The sequence below is a fragment of the Pinisolibacter aquiterrae genome, assembly GCF_019160155.1.
Lineage (GTDB): Bacteria > Pseudomonadota > Alphaproteobacteria > Rhizobiales > Ancalomicrobiaceae > Pinisolibacter > Pinisolibacter aquiterrae.
Genome location: NZ_JAFNIH010000019.1, coordinates 109285 through 131107, shown reverse-complemented (window position 1 = coordinate 131107; position 21823 = coordinate 109285). Strand labels below are relative to the sequence as shown.

Annotated in this window: 27 protein-coding genes; 11 read left to right on the top strand and 16 right to left on the bottom strand. The window is 69.8% G+C overall.

What is annotated here, in order from left to right:
• Window positions 1-5 precede the first annotated feature (5 nt).
• The 4 genes from proC to J3S89_RS04840 form a co-directional block, all read right to left on the bottom strand.
• Window positions 6-830: a pyrroline-5-carboxylate reductase gene (gene proC, locus J3S89_RS04855; protein WP_217926349.1), complete on the bottom strand. Its 825-nt coding sequence runs from the start codon at window positions 828-830 to the stop codon at window positions 6-8.
• A complete protein-coding gene (locus J3S89_RS04850) occupies window positions 827-1327 on the bottom strand; it encodes a type III secretion system chaperone family protein (protein ID WP_217926348.1) in 501 nt (166 codons plus the stop codon). The genes proC and J3S89_RS04850 overlap by 4 nt, the downstream gene beginning before the upstream one ends.
• A gap of 258 nt (window positions 1328-1585) precedes the next feature.
• On the bottom strand, window positions 1586-2071 hold the full coding sequence (locus tag J3S89_RS04845) for a 2-thiouracil desulfurase family protein (RefSeq protein ID WP_217926347.1): 486 nt from the start codon (window positions 2069-2071) through the stop codon (window positions 1586-1588).
• 5 nt (window positions 2072-2076) lie between these two features.
• Complete coding sequence (locus J3S89_RS04840; protein ID WP_217926346.1) at window positions 2077-2400, bottom strand: accessory factor UbiK family protein; 324 nt, start codon at window positions 2398-2400, stop codon at window positions 2077-2079.
• Window positions 2401-2572: 172 nt separating this feature from the next.
• On the opposite strand from J3S89_RS04840, the gene lgt reads away from it, so the two are divergent.
• The 5 genes from lgt to J3S89_RS04815 all read left to right on the top strand — a co-directional run bounded on the left by lgt (window position 2573) and on the right by J3S89_RS04815 (window position 7024).
• Window positions 2573-3412, top strand: coding sequence for a prolipoprotein diacylglyceryl transferase (lgt, locus tag J3S89_RS04835; RefSeq protein ID WP_217926345.1), 840 nt, complete (start codon window positions 2573-2575; stop codon window positions 3410-3412).
• A complete protein-coding gene (locus J3S89_RS04830; protein ID WP_217926344.1) occupies window positions 3409-4530 on the top strand; it encodes a class I SAM-dependent methyltransferase in 1122 nt (373 codons plus the stop codon). The genes lgt and J3S89_RS04830 overlap by 4 nt, the downstream gene beginning before the upstream one ends.
• Complete coding sequence (gene pgeF / locus J3S89_RS04825) at window positions 4527-5294, top strand: peptidoglycan editing factor PgeF (RefSeq protein WP_217926343.1); 768 nt, start codon at window positions 4527-4529, stop codon at window positions 5292-5294. Before J3S89_RS04830 ends, pgeF begins: the two co-directional genes overlap by 4 nt.
• A 109-nt stretch (window positions 5295-5403) precedes the next feature.
• A complete protein-coding gene (locus J3S89_RS04820) occupies window positions 5404-5949 on the top strand; it encodes a hypothetical protein (protein WP_217926342.1) in 546 nt (181 codons plus the stop codon).
• A 142-nt stretch (window positions 5950-6091) separates the two neighbouring features.
• The gene (locus tag J3S89_RS04815) at window positions 6092-7024 is read left to right on the top strand and encodes a ribose-phosphate pyrophosphokinase (protein WP_217926341.1); all 933 of its coding nucleotides are present in this window, start codon (window positions 6092-6094) and stop codon (window positions 7022-7024) included.
• A gap of 90 nt (window positions 7025-7114) precedes the next feature.
• Here the strand turns inward: J3S89_RS04815 and J3S89_RS04810 are convergent, their stop codons facing one another.
• Window positions 7115-7468 (bottom strand): VHL beta domain-containing protein, encoded by a 354-nt coding sequence (locus tag J3S89_RS04810; protein WP_217926340.1) that lies wholly within the window; start codon window positions 7466-7468, stop codon window positions 7115-7117.
• Window positions 7469-7712: 244 nt separating this feature from the next.
• On the opposite strand from J3S89_RS04810, the gene J3S89_RS04805 reads away from it, so the two are divergent.
• Together J3S89_RS04805 and J3S89_RS04800 are read left to right on the top strand one after the other, a co-directional pair.
• Entirely contained in the window at window positions 7713-8255 is a 543-nt protein-coding gene (locus tag J3S89_RS04805; protein ID WP_217926339.1) for an RICIN domain-containing protein, read from the top strand.
• Between the two features lie 76 nt (window positions 8256-8331).
• Complete coding sequence (locus tag J3S89_RS04800) at window positions 8332-9003, top strand: TetR/AcrR family transcriptional regulator (protein WP_217926338.1); 672 nt, start codon at window positions 8332-8334, stop codon at window positions 9001-9003.
• Here the strand turns inward: J3S89_RS04800 and J3S89_RS04795 are convergent, their stop codons facing one another.
• The 3 genes from J3S89_RS04795 to J3S89_RS04785 are packed head-to-tail and all read right to left on the bottom strand — an operon-like array spanning window position 9004 to window position 11722.
• Complete coding sequence (locus J3S89_RS04795) at window positions 9004-10407, bottom strand: ATP-binding protein (RefSeq protein ID WP_217926337.1); 1404 nt, start codon at window positions 10405-10407, stop codon at window positions 9004-9006.
• Window positions 10404-11126 (bottom strand): response regulator, encoded by a 723-nt coding sequence (locus J3S89_RS04790; RefSeq protein ID WP_217926336.1) that lies wholly within the window; start codon window positions 11124-11126, stop codon window positions 10404-10406. Before J3S89_RS04790 ends, J3S89_RS04795 begins: the two co-directional genes overlap by 4 nt.
• Window positions 11123-11722 carry a MarR family winged helix-turn-helix transcriptional regulator gene (locus J3S89_RS04785; protein ID WP_217926335.1) on the bottom strand — a complete coding sequence of 200 codons (600 nt, stop codon included), beginning with the start codon at window positions 11720-11722 and terminating at the stop codon, window positions 11123-11125. Before J3S89_RS04785 ends, J3S89_RS04790 begins: the two co-directional genes overlap by 4 nt.
• 217 nt (window positions 11723-11939) lie before the next feature.
• On the opposite strand from J3S89_RS04785, the gene J3S89_RS04780 reads away from it, so the two are divergent.
• Window positions 11940-12812, top strand: a complete 873-nt coding sequence (locus J3S89_RS04780) for a branched-chain amino acid aminotransferase (protein WP_217926334.1) — start codon at window positions 11940-11942, stop codon at window positions 12810-12812.
• Between the two features lie 132 nt (window positions 12813-12944).
• Entirely contained in the window at window positions 12945-13409 is a 465-nt protein-coding gene (locus tag J3S89_RS04775) for a ricin-type beta-trefoil lectin domain protein (protein ID WP_217926333.1), read from the top strand.
• A 55-nt stretch (window positions 13410-13464) separates the two neighbouring features.
• Here J3S89_RS04775 and J3S89_RS04770 read toward each other — a convergent pair whose 3' ends face one another.
• The 7 genes from J3S89_RS04770 to J3S89_RS04740 all read right to left on the bottom strand — a co-directional run bounded on the left by J3S89_RS04770 (window position 13465) and on the right by J3S89_RS04740 (window position 19243).
• Entirely contained in the window at window positions 13465-13872 is a 408-nt protein-coding gene (locus J3S89_RS04770) for a hypothetical protein (RefSeq protein ID WP_230489265.1), read from the bottom strand.
• Between the two features lie 107 nt (window positions 13873-13979).
• Window positions 13980-14447, bottom strand: a complete 468-nt coding sequence (locus J3S89_RS04765; RefSeq protein ID WP_217926332.1) for a molybdenum cofactor biosynthesis protein MoaE — start codon at window positions 14445-14447, stop codon at window positions 13980-13982.
• Between the two features lies 1 nt (window position 14448).
• On the bottom strand, window positions 14449-14700 hold the full coding sequence (gene moaD / locus J3S89_RS04760) for a molybdopterin converting factor subunit 1 (RefSeq protein WP_217926331.1): 252 nt from the start codon (window positions 14698-14700) through the stop codon (window positions 14449-14451).
• Between the two features lie 3 nt (window positions 14701-14703).
• Complete coding sequence (pgsA, locus tag J3S89_RS04755) at window positions 14704-15276, bottom strand: CDP-diacylglycerol--glycerol-3-phosphate 3-phosphatidyltransferase (RefSeq protein WP_217926330.1); 573 nt, start codon at window positions 15274-15276, stop codon at window positions 14704-14706.
• A gap of 93 nt (window positions 15277-15369) precedes the next feature.
• On the bottom strand, window positions 15370-16281 hold the full coding sequence (locus J3S89_RS04750; protein WP_217926329.1) for a hypothetical protein: 912 nt from the start codon (window positions 16279-16281) through the stop codon (window positions 15370-15372).
• A gap of 58 nt (window positions 16282-16339) precedes the next feature.
• On the bottom strand, window positions 16340-18322 hold the full coding sequence (gene uvrC / locus J3S89_RS04745; protein ID WP_217926328.1) for an excinuclease ABC subunit UvrC: 1983 nt from the start codon (window positions 18320-18322) through the stop codon (window positions 16340-16342).
• Between the two features lie 150 nt (window positions 18323-18472).
• Window positions 18473-19243, bottom strand: a complete 771-nt coding sequence (locus tag J3S89_RS04740) for an SDR family oxidoreductase (RefSeq protein ID WP_217926327.1) — start codon at window positions 19241-19243, stop codon at window positions 18473-18475.
• A gap of 334 nt (window positions 19244-19577) precedes the next feature.
• On the opposite strand from J3S89_RS04740, the gene J3S89_RS04735 reads away from it, so the two are divergent.
• Both J3S89_RS04735 and J3S89_RS04730 read left to right on the top strand, forming a co-directional pair.
• Window positions 19578-20216, top strand: coding sequence for an outer membrane protein (locus tag J3S89_RS04735; RefSeq protein WP_217926326.1), 639 nt, complete (start codon window positions 19578-19580; stop codon window positions 20214-20216).
• 219 nt (window positions 20217-20435) lie between these two features.
• Window positions 20436-21077, top strand: a complete 642-nt coding sequence (locus tag J3S89_RS04730) for an outer membrane protein (protein WP_217926325.1) — start codon at window positions 20436-20438, stop codon at window positions 21075-21077.
• A 106-nt stretch (window positions 21078-21183) separates the two neighbouring features.
• On the opposite strand, the gene J3S89_RS04725 is transcribed toward J3S89_RS04730, so the two are convergent.
• Window positions 21184-21792 carry a glutathione S-transferase family protein gene (locus J3S89_RS04725; protein ID WP_217926324.1) on the bottom strand — a complete coding sequence of 203 codons (609 nt, stop codon included), beginning with the start codon at window positions 21790-21792 and terminating at the stop codon, window positions 21184-21186.
• Between the last annotated feature and the right edge of the window lie 31 nt (window positions 21793-21823).

The following is a 21823-nucleotide window of genomic DNA, read 5'->3' as shown; positions in this document are numbered from 1 at the left end:
CGGTCTCAGCCGGCCAGTTCGCGCGAGCGGCGGGCGGCGGCGGCGACGGCCTCGGTCATCAGGGGCGTCAACCCGTTCTCGCCCATCAGCACGGCGAGGGCGGCGGCGGTGGTGCCGGCCGGCGAGGTGACGTTGACGCGCAGCTGTTCCGGGGTCTCCGGGCTCTGCCACAGCAGTTCGCCGGCCCCTTCGATGGTGGCGCGGGCGAGACGGGCGGCGAGATCGGGGGCGAGGCCGGCGGCGGCGCCGGCGGCGGCGAGTGCCTCGACCATGTGGAAGACATAGGCCGGGCCGGAGCCGGAGACGGCGGTGACGAGATCGATGTGATCCTCGACCTCGACCCACTCGACCTCGCCGATCGCCGCCAGCAGGGCGGAGACCAACTCGCGGTCGGCGGCGGTCACGGCGGGGCCGGCGACCGCGGCGGTGATGCCGCGTCCGACCTGGGCCGGGGTGTTGGGAATGGTGCGGACGATCCGCTCGCTCGAGAGACCGGCGGTGAAGGCGGCGATGGTCTTGCCGGCGACCACCGAGACCACCACGGTCTCGGGTCCGACCAGCGGCTTCAACGTCGCGAAGGCGGCGTCGAGGCCCTGCGGCTTGACGGCGACGAGCATCACCCGGGCGGTGACGCCCTCCGGCGCGGTGGCATGGAGGGTGAGGCCGCGTTCGGCGGCGAGGGCGGAGAGCGCCTGCGACGGCATCTTCTCGACGACGACCACGCCCTCGGGAGCGAGGCCGCGGTCGAGCCAGCCGGTCAACATGGCGCCACCCATCTTGCCGCAACCGACGAGGACGAGCGGAGCGGCGGCGGTGAAGGTCTCGATCATGCGTTGCCCATGGTTTCGAAGAGAGCGCCCTCGAGCGCCTCCTGGGCGGTGCGACCGGCCCAGACGACGAATTGGAACGCCTGATAATAACGATCGCAGGCCTCGATGGCCCCGACCAGCATGGCCCCGATCTGGCGCGCCGAGGGTTCGGCGCCGCCGGCGAGCAGCAGGGCGTGACGATACATCACGACGCCGTCGCCCGACCACAGGTCGAAATGGCCGAGCCACATCTGTTCGTTGACGAGGGTGAGCAGGCGCATCACCTCGGCGCGGCGCGGCTCGGTCACCTTGAGGTCGAAGGCACAGGCCAGATGCAGCGCCTCGACGTCCTCCATCCAGGAGACGGAGACGTGGTAGTCGCACCAGGATCCGGCGATGGAGATGGTGATCTCGTCGTCTCCGGAGCGCTCGAAGCTCCAGTCCTCGAGCGCGGCGACGTGTTCGATCACGTCGACCGGATTGGCATGCCGTTCCAGTTCCAATTCGATCAGGCTCATCGAGGAGGCCTCGCGTGGAATGTGGGCCGAACGCGGGGAATACTAGACCGAAAGCATCCTTCCCGGCCGCCGGTGACGACGAGTACGTCGGCCGGAACAGCATCGAGACAGGCCACTCACTCGAAAGACCGAACACCGCAGAGCGAATCTCTCGTACGATTTCAGTATAGGCGCGGAAGACCTGGGCGCGATCGATTTCCCCGGGCCGCGCCCGCGAAACTGTGGAGAGTTCGCGGGCTTGTGGATAGCGGCGCGACCCTAGAGGTCGAGCCGGGCGGCGAGGGCCTCGATTTCGTGGAGGGGGAAGACCTCGATCTCGGCGTCGGCGAGCGCGCGCGCCGTCACGCCCTCACCGATGCGGCGGGTGCGCGAGAAGGTGCCGTCGGCGATCCCCGTCGTGCCGCAGGAGGGACTGCCGTCGGTCAGGAGCGCGAAGCGGATCGAGCGCACGCGGGCGGTGGCGAGCGCGATGCGGGCGCCCTCGCGGAAGGCGTCGCCGTGATCGCCACCGGCGGCGTCGCGCACGGTGGCGCGGCGCTCGAGCACGTCGCGGGCGGTGGCGCCGGGTTCGACCTCGGCGGCGGGGCGCGGCGTCGGCAGGCCGGCCACGGTCTCGGGGCAGAGCGGCACCAGCCGCCCCTCCTCGGCCCATCGGGCGAGGAGGGGGTGGTGCGCGGTCTTGGCGCCGCCGTCCCAGCGGACCGGCCAGCCGATCAGGCAGGCCGAGACCAGGATCCTGTCCAAGGTGGTCAGCCGATCATCGGCGCGGCGGGATCGCCGCCGGCGATCAGGGTCTCGGAGAGGTTGCTCTTGCCGCCCTCGAGTTTCGCGAGCCGGGCTTCGAGCGCGTCGAGGCGGGCGGAGAGCGCCTCGTTCTCGGCGCGGGCCTTGGCGGCCATCTCGCGGACGACCTCGTAATCCTCGCGCTTCACCAGATCCATGTCGGTGACGAAGCTCTCGGCGCGGGCGCGCACGGCGGTCTCGACCTCCTTGCCGAAACCCTGGGCGACGCCGGCGGCATCGGTCATCAGCTTGGCGATGTCGTCGAAGAAGCGGTTGCTGGTCTGGGTCATGGTCGGTGGCTCCCATGGTGGCCGGGCGGGCGATCATGGTTTCGCCCCATCGTCGGTGTTATGGGGTGGCGATCCGCCTCCCGCAAGGGGCGCGGGCCGGACCGGCGCTTGACGGGCACCGGCCGGCGCCGCACTGTCCGCGCCGACCGACGTTCACGAGATTTCGCCGCCCATGCCCCTGTTCGCTCTGCCCTTCCCGGTGATCGATCCGATCGCGCTGCAAGTCGGTCCGCTGGCGATCCGGTGGTATGCGCTGGCCTATGTCGCCGGCATCCTGATCGGCTGGTGGTACATGCGGCGACTGATCGCGGCCGATCGGCTGTGGGGGCGGGCGGCGCGTCCGAGCGCGGCCGATCTCGACGATTTCGTGCTGTGGGCGACGCTCGGCATCGTGCTCGGCGGGCGCATCGGCTACGTGCTCTTCTACAACCCCGCCCATTATTTCGCCCATCCGGAAGAGATCCCGATGGTGTGGGGTGGCGGCATGTCGTTCCACGGCGGCTTCCTCGGCGTGATCACGGCGATGGTGCTGTTCACGCGAAGGAAGCCCTATCCGCTGCTGACCCTGTTCGATCTGGCGGCGGCGGCGGCGCCGATCGGCCTGTTCTTCGGGCGGATCGCCAATTTCATCAATGGCGAGCTCTGGGGCCGGGCGGCGGACGTGCCGTGGGCGATGGTGTTTCCGCACGGCGGGCCGCTCGCCCGCCATCCGAGCCAGCTCTACGAGGCGGCGCTCGAGGGGATCGTCCTCTTCGCGGTGATCGGCCATCTCGTCTTCCGCACCGATCTGCTGAAGCGTCCGGGCGTGATCGCCGGTCTCTTCGCGATCGGCTACGGGCTGGCGCGGTTCACGGTCGAGTATTTCCGCGAGCCCGACGCCCAGCTCGGCTATCTCTGGGGCTTCATCACCATGGGCCAGATCCTGTCGCTGCCGATGGTGGCGGCCGGGGCGGCGCTGGCGATCTGGGCGGCGCGGCGCGGGACCACCGTCACGAGCGCGGAGAGGCCATGACCGTCACGCCCCTCGAACATCGCATCAAGGCTCGGATCCGTCTCGACGGACCGATGTCGGTGTTCGATTTCATGGGGACGTGCCTGGGCGATCCCGAACACGGCTACTACATGGCGCGAGAACCCTTCGGGGCCGGCGGCGACTTCGTCACCGCGCCCGAAGTCTCGCAGATGTTCGGCGAGGTGATCGGCGCCTTCCTGGTGGAGACCTGGGAGCGGCTCGGCCGGCCGGCGCCGTTCCAGCTGGTCGAGTTCGGGCCGGGGCGCGGCACGCTGATGGCCGATCTCCTCCGGGTCGCCAGGCGCGCGCCGGCCTTCGTGGCGGCGGCGCGGCTCGGGCTCGTCGAGACCAGCCCGCGGCTTCGCGCGCGGCAAGCGGCGACGCTCGCCGGCGGGCCGCTCTCGCCGACGTGGTACGCCGCGGCCGAGGAGATCCCGGCCGGGCCGCTGATCGCGGTCGCCAACGAATTCTTCGACGCGCTGCCGATCCGCCAGTTCGAACGGGCCGGCGACGCGTGGCGCGAGCGCATGGTCGGGCTCGACGGCGAGGGGCGTCTCGTCATGGGCCTCGGCGCGACGGCGCTGCCGGGGGCGGGCCTGCCGGAGCGTCTGGCGGCGGCCGAGGACGGCGCGATCGTCGAGGTCTCGCCGGTCGGGGTGGCGATCATGGCCGGGCTGGCGCGACGGATCGCCGCCGAGGGCGGGGTTCTGCTGGCGATCGACTACGGCTATTCGGGCCCGGCCTTCGGCGACACGTTCCAGGCGGTGCGCAGTCACACCCCGGTCGAGGCGCTGGAGCGGCCGGGCGAGGCCGATCTCACCGCGCACGTGGATTTCACTGCGCTGGGGGCCGCGGCGCGCGGGGCCGGGGCGGCGGTGCACGGGCCGGTCGAGCAGGGCGATTTCCTGCTGTCGCTCGGTCTCGCGGAGCGGGCCGGCCGGCTCGGCGCCGACAAGGACGAGGCGACGCGGGCCGACATCGTCGGTCAGGTCGAGCGGCTGGTCGGCCCGGACGAGATGGGCTCGCTCTTCAAGGTCATGGCGGTCACTCGCCCGGGCGTGGCCCTGCCGGGGCTGGCGCCGACGTTCCCCCTTTCCGACACGAGGTCCCGTCCGTGATCCGTTCGCCGCTCCTCTCCGATCTTCCGGGCGTCGCCCATGGTTTCTTCACCCGCGAGGGGGGCGTCTCCGAGGGGATCTACGCCAGTCTCAACATCGGGCTCGGCTCGCGCGACGATCGCGACCGGGTGATGGCCAATCGCGGCCGGGTGGCGACGGCGCTCGGCGTCGCGCCGGGTCGTCTGGCGATGCCCTATCAGGTCCATTCGCCCGACGTGGTGGTGGTCGAGGAGGCGTGGGCGCCGGGCGAGGGGCCGAAGGCCGACGCGGTGGTGACGGCGCGGCCGGGGGTGGCGGTCGGCGTGGCGACGGCCGATTGCGGGCCGATTCTCTTCGCCGACGCGCGGGCGCGGGTGGTCGGGGCGGCGCATGCCGGTTGGCAGGGGGCGTTTCACGGCGTGATCGAGGCGACGGTCGCGGCGATGGAGGGGCTCGGCGCCTCGCGCGGCGGGATCACGGCGGTGTTGGGGCCGACGATCTCGGGGGAGGCCTACGAGGTCGGGCCGGAGTTCGTCGAGCGCTTCGTCGCGCGCGAGGCGGGATGGGCGCGGTTCTTCCGGCCGTCGGGGCGGGTCGGCCATGCGATGTTCGATCTGCCGGCCTTCATCGCGCTGCGGCTCGCCGAGGCCGGGGTCGGCGCGGCCGGCGATCTGGCGCTCTGCACCTATGCGCAGGAGGAGCGGTTCTTCTCCTATCGGCGCACGACCCATCGCGGCGAGCCCGATTACGGGCGGCTGGTCTCGGCGATCGCTCTGGTGGCGTGAGGTTCGGGCTCGTCGGCGCGGTGCCGACGAGGCCATGATTTCTGGACCGAGGCTCGGTTTCCGGCTAGACAGGCGCGGAACCCCCATCGTCCGACGAGGCGCCCAAGCGATGCTGTCCTTCCGTCCCCTCGGCCTTCGTCTTCCGCGTACCCTCGCGCGCGCCGGCCTCGTCGCGCTCGGTCTGACGCTGGTCGCCGGATGCAGCGATCAGTCGGCGCTCGAACAGGCCGGGGCGACGCTCTCCGGCCGCATTCGTCTCGCCCCCTTGCGCGAGGCGCCGCCGGCGGGCCGCGAGACGGTGCAGATGCTGCCCTTCAGCGGCATTCCCGTGACGATCGGCGACGCGATCTATCGCAGCTTCCGCACCGAGGCGGCCGCCGCCAACATCGATCTGGTCCATCGGCTGGAGGATCCGGCGACGTGGCGCATCCAGGGCCACTTCGTCGCGCTCGGCCATTCGACCTCCTCGACGATCCTCTACACCTACGACATCTACGACGCCGCGGGGACGCCGGTGCATCGCATCGTCGGCCAGGACGTGGCGGGGGGCGCCGACGGCGACCCGTGGGGCGCGGTCGACGGCGACGTGCAGACCCGGCTGGCCAAGCGCTCGGCGCGCGACATTCAGGCATGGCTCAATCGCAGCCGGCGATGAGCCTTGCCGGCGAGGTCGCGGTTTACGCGCCGCCGCAAACTCGATAAAAGGCCGGCCATCCCAGGGCGCCCGAGGGGCGTCGCGTTCAGACGGGGGCGGGCGGGGAACCGCCTCTCCCGTCGTTTCCGTCGTGAGGCATCCGATGAAGCTCGTCTGCGGCAATTCGAACCGAGTGCTGGCCGGAGAGATCGCCAAGTATCTCGAGATCCCGCTGTCGGCCTGTTCGGTCAAGCGGTTCGCCGATCAGGAGATCTTCGTCGAAATCCAGGAGAACGTGCGCGGTGAGGACACGTTCGTCATTCAGTCGACGAGCTATCCGGCCAACGACCACCTGATGGAACTCCTGATCATGACCGACGCGCTGCGTCGATCCTCGGCCAAGCGGATCACCGCGGTGCTGCCCTATTTCGGCTACGCCCGCCAGGACCGCAAACCGGGTCCGCGCACGCCGATCTCCGCCAAGCTCGTCGCCAATCTGATCACCCATGCCGGCGCCGACCGCGTTCTGACGCTCGATCTCCACGCCGGGCAGATCCAAGGCTTCTTCGACATCCCGACCGACAATCTCTATGCCGCGCCGGTGATGATGCGCGACATCAAGGAACGCTACGCGCCGGGCACCGTCATGGTGGTCTCGCCGGACGTCGGCGGCGTGGTGCGCGCCCGCGCGCTCGCCAAGCGCATCGACGCCCAACTCGCCATCGTCGACAAGCGCCGCGAGCGGCCGGGCGAATCGGAAGTGATGAACGTCATCGGCAACGTCGAGGGACGCTCCTGCATCCTGGTCGACGACATCATCGATTCGGGCGGCACCCTCTGCAACGCCGCCGAGGCGCTCCTGAAGCGCGGCGCCAAGGACGTCTCCGCCTATTGTACCCACGGCGTACTGTCGGGCGGCGCGGTCACCCGCATCACCTCCTCGGCGCTGAAGGAGCTGGTCATCACCGATTCGATCCAGGCGACCGACGCGGTCCGGGCGGCCTCCAACATCCGCGTCCTGTCGATCGCGCCGCTGCTCGGCGAGGCGATCGCCCGCACCGCGCAGGAAAAGTCGGTGTCGAGCCTGTTCGATTGATCGGGCCCCGCCGCCACGATCGCGATCTTCGAGAACCCGGGGCCTCGCGGCTCCGGGTTCTTCGCGTTCGGGGTTCTTCGCGTCGCGGGGTCAGTCCCCGAAGAATTCCATGACGTTCTCGCCCGGTTGGTGCGCCTTCATGACGCCGTCGATGCAGTCGCCCTTCGGGTCGACGGCGATCCAGGGATGGGTCATGTAGGAGGGCTGCTTATAGTCCTGGCCGGGCTTCAGCTCCTTGTAGAACTGGCGGACGCCCTGATAGTCGAGCCAATAGAGCTTGGCCGCGCGATTGCTCGAATTGGCGAAGTGCAGCACGACCTTGGTCGAGCTGTTCGTCGAGCGCTCGGTGCCGGGCGCGGGGCAATTGCGACCGGCGGCGGCCGCCTCCTGCGACACGGCGGCGAGGATCAGGCAGGTGGCGGCCGATGCGATCCCGAACTTCATGGTTCTCTCCCTTCGCTTCTCGCGCGAAAACGCCGCGATGCCTCTACGTCGCATACGCAATCTTCCCTAGAGAGAGGTAACGTGGTCTTCGGGCCCGTGGCAACCCCGCGACCCGGCTCGGGGACGCGATCTGCGTCATTTTACGTATGTTCGAACTCGCGTCATGTCGGGATCGTGCGTGAGGCACGGGAACGCCGGATCGTCGCGCGCGCCCTCGGGGTCTCGATCGTCGGGAGACAGTCTGATGCGTTCGTTCTCGGTTCTGGCCGCCGCCTGCGCCTTCGTGGTTCTCGCGCTCGGCGCATCGGCGGCCCTCGCTCAGGGCCGGCCGATCGTCAATCTCCTGTCCAACAGGTGCATCGACGTACCCGGGCAGCCCGGCACCGCGCAGGGCACGGCTCTTCAATTGTGGGACTGTGAGACCCGTGGGCGCAGCATGAACGGCGCCGTCACCGATCAGCGTTGGGAGTGGGTGAAGGGCGGTTTCATTCGCAACGTCCTCTCCGGTCTCTGCCTCGACGTCAAAGGACAACCGGGCACGGCGAACGGCAGTCGCCTGATCCTCGCCAAGTGCGAATTCAACGAACGGTCGCCGAACGGGCAGCCGAGCGATCAGATGTGGTTCACGCGCGACGACGGTTCGATCGTCAATCAATATTCGATGAAGTGCATCGACGTCTCCGGGGCGCCCGGCACGAACAACGGAGCGCCGCTCCTGCTCTGGGACTGCGAGACCAGCGGGCGCAATCCCAACGGCTCGCTCACCGATCAGCGTTGGCGGTTCTGAGCGACGCCTCGGGCAGGGACTGGCGGGCGAGCGGCCGGCACCCCATATCGACGGGGACCGACTTCAGGAGGCCGCGATGAACGACGATGGTCCGACCCGCCGTGCCGAGGAGGCCCTGCTCGGGCTTCTCGCCGAGACGCCCTTTCGCGACGTCCGCCTCGTCGACGTCGCGACGCGGGCCGGCGTGCCGCTCGCCGATCTGCGGCGGGCCTACGAGGGGCCGCTCGACATTCTCTCCGGTTTCACCCGGCGCATCGACGTCGCCGTGCTCGAGGGCGACGATCCGGCGATGGCGGGCGAGCCGATCAAGGATCGGCTGCTCGACGCGCTGATGCGGCGCTACGACCTCTTGGCGCCGCATCGGCCGGGGCTCGAGGGGCTCGCCCGGTCGGCGCGGCGCGATCCGGTGCTCGCCGTCCATCTCGCCCGCCTCCTGATCGGCTCGCAGGCGTGGATCCTCGAGGCCTCGGGCGTCTCGGCGAACGGTCCTTACGGCGCGGCCAAGGCGGCGGCGCTGTCGGCGGCGCTGGTGCGGTTGGCGCCGACCTTCTTCGCCGATGCCGAGGCGGGTCTGCCCAAGACCATGGCGGCGCTCGACGCGGCGCTCGACCGGCTCGGGCGGCTGGCGGAGCGGACGGGCCGGGTCCGGGCGCGATGCCGGTCGATCCTGACGCGTTGCCGTCCCGGCAAGCGCGAGACGACCGCCACGGCGGAAGCGGCCGGCGAGGCGATCGATCCGGCGATCTGATCAACCGGGAATGCGGACGATCGCCCTGAGGCCGCCGAGCGGCGAGCTGTCGAGCTCGATGTCGCCGCCATGGCCGCGCGCGATGTCGCGGGCGATGGCGAGGCCGAGGCCGGTGCCGCCCTCGTCCTGGTTGCGCGCCTCGTCGAGCCGGTAGAACGGGCGGAACACGTTCTCGCGTTCGCTCTCGGGCACGCCGGGGCCGTCGTCGTCGACGTAGACGGTCAGCCAATCGTCGGCGTGGCGGGCCCAGACCTCGACCACGTCGGCATGGCGCAGGGCGTTGCCGACCAGATTGCCGATCAGCCGTTTGATGGCGTTGGGGCGCACGACGACGATCGGATCGCCGTCGAAGACCTGACGGATCTCGAAGCCGGCGCGCTCGGCGTCCTGGCCGATGGCGCGCAGCAGCTCGGCCATGTCGGTGGCGACGGCCTCCTCGTTGCCCTCGCCGCGGGCGAAGGCGAGATAGGCCTCGAGCATGGCCTGCATCTCGTCGACGTCGGTCTCGAGCGCCTCGCGGTCGGGGCCGGGCGGCATCAGCGCGGTCTGGAGACGGAAGCGGGTGAGCACGGTGCGCAGATCGTGGCTGACGCCGGCGAGCATGGCGGTGCGTTGTTCGATCTGGCGCTCGATGCGCCGCTTCATCAGGGTGAAGGCCTCGCCGGCGCGACGGACCTCGCGGGCGCCGCGCGGGGTGAATTCCTCGATCGAGCGGCCCTTGCCGAAACTGTCGGCGGCGTCGGCGAGTTGCTGGATCGGGCGGATCTGGTTGCGCAGGAACAGGATGGCGATGGTCAAGAGCACCAGCGAGGTGATGACCATCCACACCAGGAAGATGTGGGAATTGGAGGCATAGGCCTGCGAGCGCCGGGCGATGACGCGCAGGATGCCGGTCTTCATGACGATGCGGATCTCGACCAGATCGGAATTGCCGACGGTGTCGATCCAAAAGGGCCGACCGACGCGGACCTCGATCTCGTCGGAGAGGGCGCTGTCGAGCAGCGAGAAGAAGGGCTTCGGCATCGGCGGCGGCAGGGTCGAGCCGGGCAGGACCGTGACGGAGAAACCGAGATCGCGCTCGGCGATGCCGCCGATCTTGCGCCAGTCGGGATCCTGCGGCCAGGTGTCGATGACCTCGATGATGGCGGCGATGTCGCGGGCGAGCGCCTCGGAGAGGCGGCCGGTGACGAGGCGCCAATGGCGCTCCATGAAGACATAGGCGACCACCGACTGGAGGATCAGCATCGGCAGGATGACGATCAGCAGCGAGCGGGCGTAGAGGCCCTTCGGCATGCGGTCGGCGATGCGGCGGGCGAAGCGGCGCCAGGCGAGGCGGACGCGGATCCACGGTTCGTCGCGCAGCGGCCGCGCGGCACGGGCGGGGCCGGGGTCGACCGGGGTCATGGCGCGGCCTGATCGGTCTTGAGGCGGTAGCCCTGGCCGCGCACCGTGACCAGATGGAGCGGGTTGGCCGGATCGGCCTCGATCTTGCGACGCAGGCGGTTGATCTGGACGTCGGCGGTGCGGTCGCCGAGCGCGCTCTCGCCCTGGACGATCTCATGGCGGGGGATGGTCTCGCCCGGGCGTTCGGCGAACATGCGCATCAGCCGCAATTCGCCGTCGGTCAGGCGGACGACCTCGTCGCCACGGCGCAGCTCGTCGCGTTCGCCGTCCCAGACGAAGGGGCCGAAGCGCAGATCCTTGGCCCGGACCCGCACGGCGGGGGCGCCGCGCTTGAGGATGTTGTTGAGGCGCAGCAGGAGCTCGCGCGGGTCGAAGGGCTTGGCGAGATAGTCGTCGGCGCCGAGCTCGAGGCCGCGAATGCGGTTCTCGGTCTCGGAGCGGGCGGTCAGCATCAGAATCGGCACCGAGGAGGCGGCACGAACGGCGGCGGTGAAGTCCATGCCGTTCTCGCCCGGCATCATCACGTCGACGATGAGGAGATCGAAGGCGATGATGCCCATCTTCTTGCGCGCCTCCTCCGCCGATTGGGCGGCGGTGACGCGGAAGCCGTTCTCGACCAGGAAGCGCGAGATCAGGGTGCGGATGCGGCTGTCGTCGTCGACCACGAGGAGGTGGGGCGCCTCGTCGACGGGCGCGCGCGGTTCGATCGTGTCGCTCATGCGGGGTCGCGCTCCCGACGCGGATCGGTGCGATTGTCCGGCCGATTGGTGTAGCGGCTGACGCGGGGCCGCTCGTCGGCGTCGATCATCAGGCGCAGGAAGTCGCGGGCGCGGGCCGCGCCGTCGGGGCCGAGCGCCTGGAAGGCGGCGGCGATGCGCCCGATCTGCGGCAGCGACAGCGAACGGGCCAGCGCCCGACCCTTGTCGGTGGCGTAGAGCAGGCGCTGGCGGCGATCGGTGGAGCCGGTGCGGCTCTCGATGTGGCCGGTCTCCACGAGTTCCTTCAGCACACGGGCGAGGCTCTGCTTGGTGATCTTCAGGATGTCGAGCAGTTCGGCGACCGAAAGGCCGGGATTGCGATCGACGAAATGGAGCACCCGGTGATGGGCGCGGCCGAATCCATAGCGGGCGAGAATCACGTCCGGGTCGGCGACGAAGTCGCGATAGGCGAAGAAGAACAGCTCCAGCATCTCGAGGAAGGCGGAAGCCGGCAATTCGGGCCGCGCGGCGCCGGGAGCGCGCGGCGGCGCGGACGGGCGGCGCGGACGGGCGATCGGGCGGGTCACGGTATCGTCGGGCGGGGGCGTGTCGACCATGAGCCTTCGTCGAATGGCGCGCGGGTCGGGGACCCTCGCGAGAAGTGGCGACACGATAGCTCGAGGACGACCGTTCTGGCAAAGTCGCTCGGCCGGTCGATCCGCGTCCTTCGCCGGCTTGCGTCGGACCCCGGTTTCGGAGAAACCGTAGAGCCGAGGGCCGGCGCTTCCCAGGAGGCGCGCGGAACCGACATCATCCCGGGAGGAGACCGAGACCATGAGCCCCACCTTCGACGATCGCGACGGCGTCATCTGGTTCGACGGGGCGTTCGTCGATTGGCGCGACGCCAAGATCCATGTGCTGACCCACGCGCTGCACTACGGCTCGGCCGTGTTCGAGGGGCAGCGCGCCTATGGCGGCGTGGTCTACAAGCAGCGCGAACACCACGAGCGCCTGCACGCCTCGGCGAACATCCTCGGCTTCGAGATCCCTTATTCGGTCGAGGTGCTGGACGAGGCCTGCGAGGCGGTGCTGCGGCGGATGAATTTCGTCGACGCCTATGTGCGGCCGATCGCCTGGCGCGGCTCGGAGATGATGGGCGTCTCGGCGCAGGCCAACACCATCCACGTCGCCATCGCCGCCTGGGAGTGGCCGAGCTACTTCAAGCCGGAGGAGCGGATGAAGGGGATCCGGCTCGATCTCGCCGAATATCGCCGTCCCGATCCGCGCACCGCGCCGTCGAAGTCGAAGGCGGCCGGGCTCTACATGATCTGCACCATCTCCAAACATGCCGCCGAGAAGAAGGGCTATGCCGACGCCCTGATGCTCGATTGGGAGGGCAACGTCGCCGAGGCGACCGGGGCCAACGTGTTCTTCGTCAAGGACGGCGTGATCCACACCCCGCTCGCCGACCGCTTCCTCGACGGCATCACCCGCCGCACGGTGATCGGGCTCGCGAAGGCGCGCGGCATCGAGGTGGTCGAGCGGCGCATCCTGCCGGAGGAGATGGCCGGCTTCTCCGAGTGTTTCCTCACCGGAACGGCGGCGGAGGTGACCCCGGTCGCCGAGATCGGCCCCTATTCCTTCACCCCCGGCATGATCTCGCTCGGCCTGCTCGAGGCCTATATGGCGGAAGTCCAGCCGAAGTGACGAGGGCTCGACCGACGCCGCCCCGAGGGGAGTGGCGCCGGCCGCATTCGGCCTTCGAATGAATTTGACGGACGTCGAATTCCACCGGCATTCTCTCCCCCCGAGGGCCGTGTGGCCCGACGGGGGGCGAATATGACGACATGGGGGAGGACCGCGGTTCGCGCCGCGGCGATGGCGGCCGTCGTGACGACGGGGCTGGCGACGACCGGCGCGGCCCGGGCGGAGACTTTCTATCTGGCGCAGAAGAGCACGCTCTGCGTCGACATCGCCGGAGGCAGGTTCGTCGAGGGGACGCCGATCATGCTGTGGCCGTGCCACGGCAAGGCGCCGCAGCTGCTCGACTACGATCCCGCCCGCAAGGCGGTGGTGGCGCGGGGCAATCGCAGCTTCTGCGTCGACGACGTGGTGCGGCAAGGGCTGGCGCTGGTCAAGTGCAACGCCACGCGGATGCGGTGGAGCTACGACGCGGCGAGGAGCCAGATGCGCAGCCAGGACGGGCGCTGCTGGGATGCGGCCGGCGGCAAGCTCGAGCCGCGCACGCGCATGATCCTGTGGCCCTGCCACGGCAAGGCGAACCAACAGTTCTTTTATTTCTGATCGCGAGGGTGCGCGCCGAGCCGGCTCGGCGCGCGTCCGTCTCGTCGAAGTCGGCTCAGTCGACGGTCGCCTTGACGTAGGCGCCGCCGGGGGCGTCGTAGACCTCGATGTGGATCAGCGGCGTCCCGTCGACGATCGAACGGCGGGCCGAGCCGGTGGTGCGGCCGCGCTCCAGCAGGCGCTCCATCAGCGCGCGGTTGGAGGCGGAGGCGAAGTAGCGGTCGCCCTCGTCCTCGGGGTCGCGCAGGCCGAACTTGTGGAAGTTGGCGCGATCCTGGCGGATGATCGCGGCCGGCGAGGTCAGGCGTTCGCCGCTCGAATTGTAGTGATCGTTGCTCGACAGGCGGGCGGTGTAGCTCTCGATCAGCGTCTGCGCCGAGGCGGGGGCGAGGCCGAGGAGGCCGAGCGTCAGGCCCGAGAGGGCGGCGATCAGGGGGAGGCGGGACACGGCGGGGATGGTCATGTGGTCCTCCTGGGACTGCGTGGCGGGATGCGTCGCCCGCGCGGGAGCAGTCTACCACCGGGACGAGAGGCCCGCCCACCGACTTTGGTCGTCGCGTGGGGTGGGCCTCACGCGCCCCATTTCGCGGCGGCGGCGTCGTCGACCTCGCGCGCGTCGACCCAGCCGCCCTTCGTGCCGTCGAGCGCCACTTCCTTCTTCCAGAAGGGGGCGCGGGTCTTGAGGAAGTCCATCAGGAACTCGGCCGCCTCGAAGGCGGCGACCCGATGCGACGAGGTGGTGATCACCAGAACGATCGGCTCGCCCGGCCGGATCACCCCGTGACGGTGGATGGCGGTGACGCCGAAGAGCGGCCAGCGCGCCAGCGCCTCGTGGGCGGTGCGCTCGATCTCGGCCTCGGCCATGCCGGGGTAATGCTCGAGCTCGAGGGCGGAGAGGCGGCCCTCCTCGGCGCGGCAGAGGCCGGTGAAGGTGACGACGGCGCCGATGTCGGTGCGGCCGGCGGTGAGGCGCTCGGTCTCGGCGGCGACGTCGAAAGGCTCGGCCTGGACGCGGATCGTCAGGGGCACGTCGGCCATGTCAGCCCCCGGTCATCGGCGGGAACAGGGCGACCTCGCGCGCCGGCCCGAGCGGCGTGTCGGGGCTCGCGTGGACCTGATCGACGGCGACGCGGATGAAGTCCGACTTCTCCAGCGCCCATTCGTATTCCGGCCCGCGCGTCTTCAGCCACGCGAGGAGATCGGCGGTGGTGACGACCTCGGCGGGGGGATCGAGGATCTCCTCGGCCTTGCCGATGCGTTCACGAACCCAGGCGAAATAGCGGACCTTCATGGCTCATTCGTCCATCACGTGACCGATGCCGGAGCGGAAGTAGTCCCAGCCGGTGTAGAGGGTCAGAAGGGCGGAAATCCACAGCAGAACGGTGCCGGTCTCCACCGTCCACGGATAGACGGGCACGCCCGCCGGGCCGGTGATGAAGAAGCCGAGGGCGAAGAGCTGGACCGTGGTCTTCCATTTGGCGAGCCAGGTCACCGGCACCGAGACGCGCAGTTCGGCGAGGAACTCGCGCAGACCCGAGACCAGGATCTCGCGGCAGAGGATGATCACGGCGGCGATCACCGAGAGGCCCTCGATCGAGCCGTCGGCGACCAGCACCAGGAGACAGGAGGCGACCAGGAGCTTGTCGGCGATCGGATCGAGCATGCGGCCGAGTTTCGACTGCTGCTTCCAGATGCGGGCGAGGTAGCCGTCGAAGAAGTCGGTCACCGCCGCCAGGGCATAGAAGGTGAAGGCGATCCAGCGCGACGTGAAGGTCGGCATGCTCGGCAGGGTGAAACAGGCCACCACCACCGGGACGGTCAGGATACGGCCGTAGGTCAGGATATTGGGCAGACTCAGCGCGGACATCGGACTTCCTCGTCGACATTCCAGACAGAGCATGCGGGAGGCGGGGGCGTCAACGGCCGGATGGACGATCGGACGCGTCCTTCGTCGCCGTGATCATCCCGATGCGCGAAGGGGCAGAGCAAAGAGACGGGTGACCTCGTCCGGTTCCGACAGGAATCGATCGTCTCCGAGGAAACCGAAAGGGTGGGGGCTCGCGGCGCCCGGCAGGTCGCCGGGGGCGGCCGCGAGCCTTTCGCTCCAGACGCCGACGGCGAGCCGGCCGGGCGTGGAGGCGTCGAGATAGGCGGCATAGACGGCGGCGGTGGTCGCGTAGCCGGGCTGGCCTCGCACCTGGACGGTGAGGCTGGCGCGGGCCGGCTTCGTCCGATGACCGGCGGCGCCGGCCTCCGCCAGAAACGTCTCGAAGAGATCGGCGACGCCACGTTCGGCGGCGATCGCGCGGAGATCGTCGATCGTTCGGTTCGGCGCGCGCTTCGCCGTGGCGCGCAGGCCCGGGATGGGGAGCGCGGCCCAGGCGGCGGCGTCGACGGGTGGGGGAAGGGAGGTCGAGCCTTCGTCGATCGTCTCGACCCGTTCGCCGGTCCAACGCCAGAATGCCCAGTCGAAGCCCCATTCGTCCGCGCGGCGGCGGCAGAGCACGGCGAGATCGCCGCGCGCCTTCGGCGACCAATGTTCGGCGAGAAGCGCCACGAGAGGTGGCCGGCGGCGATCCCAGATCGCGCCGGCGACGGTCGAGAGCGGGTCGGGGTGCGCGCGGTAGAGGCCGGTGAGCGCCGCCGCGATCTTGGCCTCGATCGGGCCGGCCTCGGCGCTCGCCGCGGCGAGGAGGCTCGCGCCGATCCGATGCTTGACCTCGATCAGAACCAATCGGCCGTCGATCAGGCCGGCGCTGTCCATGCGCGCGCCACGCCCCTCCTCGTCGGAGAAGTGTTCGACATAGCCGCGATCCTGCGCGAGCCGGAGTGTGGCGCGCAGCTGGAGCGCCTTTTCGGGATATCGGGCCATATTCGGCTCTCCTTCCGAACGTCGGATCCCCGAGGTCCGCCCGGGTCGACCGGCGACCTCACCCCTCGCCCTGATGGAACCAGCCCCGGATGGTCTCGGCCATGCCCTGGGAGATGCCGTCGACCTCCATCAGGTCGCCGACGGCGGCGCGGCCGATCGCCTTGACGGTGCCGAAGTGGTTCAGCAGCGCCTTCTTGCGGGTCGGGCCGATGCCGGGGATCTCGTCGAGCGTCGATTGGCGGATCGCCTTGGAGCGTTTCGCCCGGTGGGTGCCGTTGGCGAAGCGATGGGCCTCGTCGCGCAGGCGCTGGACGAAATAGAGCACCGGATCGCGCTCCGGCAGCATGATGTCGGGGCGGTCCAGAAAGAAGAACTTTTCGCGGCCGGCGTCGCGGTCGGGACCCTTGGCGATGCCGACGAAGGCGATCTGATCGAGGACGCCGGTCTCCTCGGCGACCTGACGGGCGATCTCGAGCTGGCCCTTGCCGCCGTCGACCAGGATCAGGTCGGGCCAGGGGCCGAAGCCCTGCTCGTCGCGGGCGGCCTCGGCGCGGCTGCCGTTCTCCTTGACGAGGCGGGAGAGGCGGCGGGTCAGCACCTCGCGCATCATGGCGTAGTCGTCGCCGGGGGTGGTGTCGGGCGACTTGATGTCGAACTTGCGATACTGGCCCTTCACGAAGCCTTCCGGCCCGGCGACGATCATGCCGCCGACGGCGTGGGTGCCGGAGACGTGCGCGTTGTCGTAGACCTCGATGCGCTTCGGCGTCTCGGAGAGCGCGAAGGCGCGGGCGACGCCCTCCATCAGGCTCGCCTGACTGGAGGTCTCGGCGAGTTTGCGGCCGAGCGCCTCGCGGGCGTTGAGGAGGGCATGGTCGACCAGATCCTTCTTCTCGCCGCGTTTCGGCGCGGCGATCTCGACCCGGTACTGCGAGCGCTCCGACAGCGCCTCCTCCAACAGGTCGCGTTCCGGCGTCTCGTGGGAGAGCAGGATCAGGCGCGGCACCGGCTTGTCGTCGTAGAACTGGGCGACGAAGCTCTCCAGCACCTCCTCCGGCTCGAGCGAGCGGTCGGCGCGGGGGTAGAAGGCGTGATTGCCCCAGTTCTGGCCGGTGCGGAAGAAGAAGACCTGGATGCAGGTCTGGCCGCCGTCCTGGTGGAGGGCGAAGACGTCGGCCTCCTCGACCCCTTGCGGGTTGATGCCCTGATGGGACTGGACATGGGAGAGCGCGGCGAGGCGGTCGCGGTAGACGGCGGCGCGCTCGAAGTCGAGATCCTCGGCGGCGGCGTGCATCGCCTCGGCGAGTTCGCCCTGGACCGATCGGCTCTTGCCGGAGAGGAAACGGCCGGCCTCGTCGACCAGGGTCGCGTAGTCGGCGAGCGAGATCTCGCCGGTGCAGGGAGCGGCGCAGCGCTTGATCTGGAAGAGCAGGCAGGGCCGGGTGCGGACGTCGTAGACCGAGTCCGTGCAGGTGCGGATCAGGAACGCCTTCTGCAGCGCGTTGATGGTGCGCCCGACGGCTCCCGCCGAGGCGAAGGGGCCGTAATAGGCGCCCTTGCGCTTGCGGGGTCCGCGATGCTTGACCAGCGCCGGGGCGTCGTGGTCGCCGGTCACCAGGATATAGGGAAAGGACTTGTCGTCGCGCAGCAGGACGTTGAAGCGCGGCCGCAGGCGCTTGATGAGATTGGCCTCGAGGAGCAGCGCCTCGGTCTCGGTGCGGGTCTGGACGAATTCCATCGCCGCCGTCTCGCGCACCATGCGCAGGATACGCGCGGTGAGGCCCTGGCCGCGGGTGTAGTTCACCACGCGCTTCTTCAGATTGCGCGCCTTGCCGACATAGAGGACGGCGCCGTCGACGCCGAGCATGCGATAGACGCCCGGCGCGTTGGGCAGCCGCTTGACCTGATCGGCCACGACCTCGACGCCGATACGCGGCGGCGCGTGCACGATCTCGGGCGGGGCCTCGGGCGCGATCTCGTTCGCCGGCGTGGGCGGCGGCGGGGCGGTCGGCTCGGGCGTGTCGGCGGCGGTGTCGTCGGTCATGGTGCTGGCTGAAGGATCCGGGCGCGATTCACCGGCGCCCCTTCCCCATATGGCGCAGGCCGGGCGCGGGCGCCAGGGACGGGCGGTCGTCACGCGCGAAATGCACATGCGCAGGGCCGCCCGCGCGGGCGGCGGGGCGGCGCGGTGGGGTCACTCGCCGATGCCGACCACGTCGGGGGTCTCCCAGGCGAGGTGCTGGCCGCCGTCGAGGCAGATCATCTGTCCGGTGATCGAGGCGGTCTCGACCAGGAAGCGGACGGCGCGGCCGAACTCCTCCGGCGCCGGGCCGGCCCCGAGCGGCACGGCGGCCGACTGGCGGGCGAAGTCCTCGGCGGTCTGGCGGGTGTTGGCGAAGGAGGGGCCGGGGCCGATCGCGTTGACCCGCACGCGGGGGGCGAGCGCCTGGGCCATGGTGCGGGTGGCGGTCCACAGCGCCGATTTCGCCAGCGTGTAGGAGAAGAAGCGCGGGGTGAGGCGCAGGACGCGCTGGTCGATCACGTTGACGATCTGGCCGCGCATGTCGGCCGGCAGCCGGCCGACGAAGGCGTCGGCGAGGAGGCAGGGCGAGACCAGGTCGACGCGCAGGTGGCGTTCGAACCGGACGGGATCGAGGCTGCCGATCTCGTCGGGCTCGAACTCCGACGCATTGTTCACCAGGAGGCCGAGCGGCCCCAGCGCGGCGACGGCCTCGTCGACCAGCGGGGCGAGGGCGGCGGTGTCGGCGAGGTCGGCGAGGACGACGACGGCCTCGCCGCCGGCGGCGCGAATCTCCTCGGCGACCGACTCGGCCTCGGCCCGGGAGGTGTTGGCATGGAGCGCGACGCGCCAGCCGGCACGGCCGAGATCGCGGGCGACGGCGGCGCCGATGCGGCGCGCGGCGCCGGTGACGAGGGCGGTCCGGGGGGCGGGGGCGAGGGACATGAGGGCACCGTCTCGGCAGGCGTGGGCTTCGACGACGATCCTAATGCGCTCCGGCGACGGATGCGAAGGCGGATTGCGGGTTCCGTTGAGGCATGTGTTGCACGCATACACCACTCGTTCACCATGCAGTGAAATGCATGTGCGAAATTTCGATCATGGCGAGGTGGTCGCCTTTTTGCTCGAGGATCGCCACATTCGCCGCGCTTCCTCGAGTCATTCGGACCCAGTGACCGAGTGATGTCGATCCGGTCCCGGCCGTCCGCTCCATGAGGAGCAGGGGGCGGCACCCAGGTGTGGGGCGGGGCGGACGACCGTGTGTAGACGAGGACTTGCGATGAATACGACCTTCCTTCGTGCCACCGTTGCCGGTGTCGCGCTCCTGACCGTCGCCGGCGCCGCCAATGCGGCCGACATGTACCGGAAGGCCCCGCCGGCGACCCCCATCGCGGCGCCCGTGACGGCCTACAACTGGACCGGCCTTTATGCCGGTGTGAACCTCGGCGGCGACTTCGCGCGCGACAAGCTCGGCGCGGCCTCGACCGGCTCGATCAACCCCGGCACCGTCTTCGGCGGCCTCCAGGGCGGCTACAACTTCCAGACCGGCCCGTGGGTGCTCGGCGCCGAGGCCGATGTCGGCTACGGCCGCGCCAAGGGCACCAATGGTGCCGTCAGCTTCGAGAAGAACTGGTCGGGCACCGTGCGCGCCCGCGCCGGCTACGCCTTCGACAACGTGCTGGTCTACGGCACCGGCGGTCTCGCCTGGGCGAACTTCAAGCTCGCCGACGGCGTCGACAGCCGCACCACCACCCGCGCCGGCTGGACCGTCGGTGGCGGCCTCGAATACGCCGTCAACCGGAACATCTCGGTCAAGGGCGAGTATCTCTACGCCGATTACGGCAAGGCCAATGTCGGCGTGACGTCTCACGACCTCTCCGATCATCTGGTTCGCGTCGGCGTGAACTATCGCTTCTGATCTTTCGACCTCGAAAGATCTCGAAAACGAACCCGGGCTCCTCGATGAAGAGCCCGGGTTTTTATTTGTTCTGCGTGATTAGTCTTTCGGAAACGAATTTTCACGAAAAATTAAGCATGTCGACTTACCTGTTCTTAACCGCGTCGGGGCCAATATGGTCAACATCTCCTTTGGAAACTCCGAAGGATTGTCGCTGAACAGCAACGCGAAGGTTCGAACATGTCCCGCGCCCTCAAAGCTCTCGCGCTCGTCGCCACCGTCGCGGCGATCACCCCCGCCGCCGCCGCCGACATGTACGGAAGCCCGGCTCCGTCGGCCTCTTACGGCTATCAGGACTCGGGCGCAGGGCCCGCGTCCCAGTGGACCGGCGCCTATGCCGGCGGTCAGCTCGGCTATGCCTGGGGCAAGGACGGCCTGCATGGTCCGCAGGGCGGCATCTACGGCGGCGTCAACACCGCCATCGGCTCGAACATCGTCGTCGGCGCCGAGGCCGAGGTCAACATCGCCGGCCAGACCCGCCACACCGTGAGTGCCGGTGAGCTGATCAAGAAGTCGTCCGACTGGAACGCCGCGGTGCGGGCGCGCGCCGGCGTCGCGTTCGACAAGGTGATGCCCTATGCGACCGTCGGCATCGCCTTCGCCGACGACACCGTCAAGGGCTTCGGCGCCACCGACACCACCACCAAGGTCGGCTATGTCGTCGGCCTCGGCGTCGAGGGGCGCGTCACCGACAAGATCTCGGTCAAGGGCGAGCTGATGCACACCGGCTTCGGCGGCACCAGCCACATCAACGCCTGGACGGTGCAGGACAACAACGTCAGCAGCACCGTGCTGCGCACCGGCGCCGCCTACAAGTTCTGATCTCCTGCTCGCAAGAGCCTGCGCTCTCACACCGGAGCGCTCATCGGGAACGCCCCGCCGGATCTCTCCGGCGGGGCGTTCGCGTCTCATGTCCGATCGGCGCGGGTCAGCCCTTGAAGCGGGTGGTCTCCACGCTCGGCACCCGGGCGGTGAAGCCGTCGAGCCAGGCGACGAGGCGCGGGTGGGTCTCGCGCCAGCGTCCGGCGAAGCGCAGGTCGAGATAGCCGAGGGCGCAGGCGAGCGCGATGGTGCCGACGGTGAGCGGGGCGTCGTCGGCGGGCGGGTTCGCCTCGAGATGGGCGAGGGTGCGGTCGATCTTGCCCGACTGATGCTCGATCCAGGCGGCGCTGCGCTCGCCCTCGTTGCGGAAGCGGTTCTCGTAGACGATCAGGATCGCGGCGTCGGTGATGCCGTCGGCCAGGGCCTGGAGGCGGAGCGCGGCGAATCGGGCCTCGGGCGCGGCGGGCAGGATGCGGCCGCCGCCGGCCTCGACGTCGAGCCATTCGAGAATCACTCGGCTGTCGAACAGCGTCGCGCCGTCGTCGAAGACGAGAGCCGGGATCTTGCCGAGCGGATTCTGCGCGCGCAGGCTGTCGCTCGGGTCGGACGTGTCGGCCATCTGGATGGTGAGACGATCCATCAGGCCGAGTTCGGCGGCGGCGATCTTGACCTTGCGGCCGAAGGGCGAGGGGGGCGACGAACGCAGGATCGGCATCGGGGCTCCGGAGGGGTTCGAGCGGAAGAAG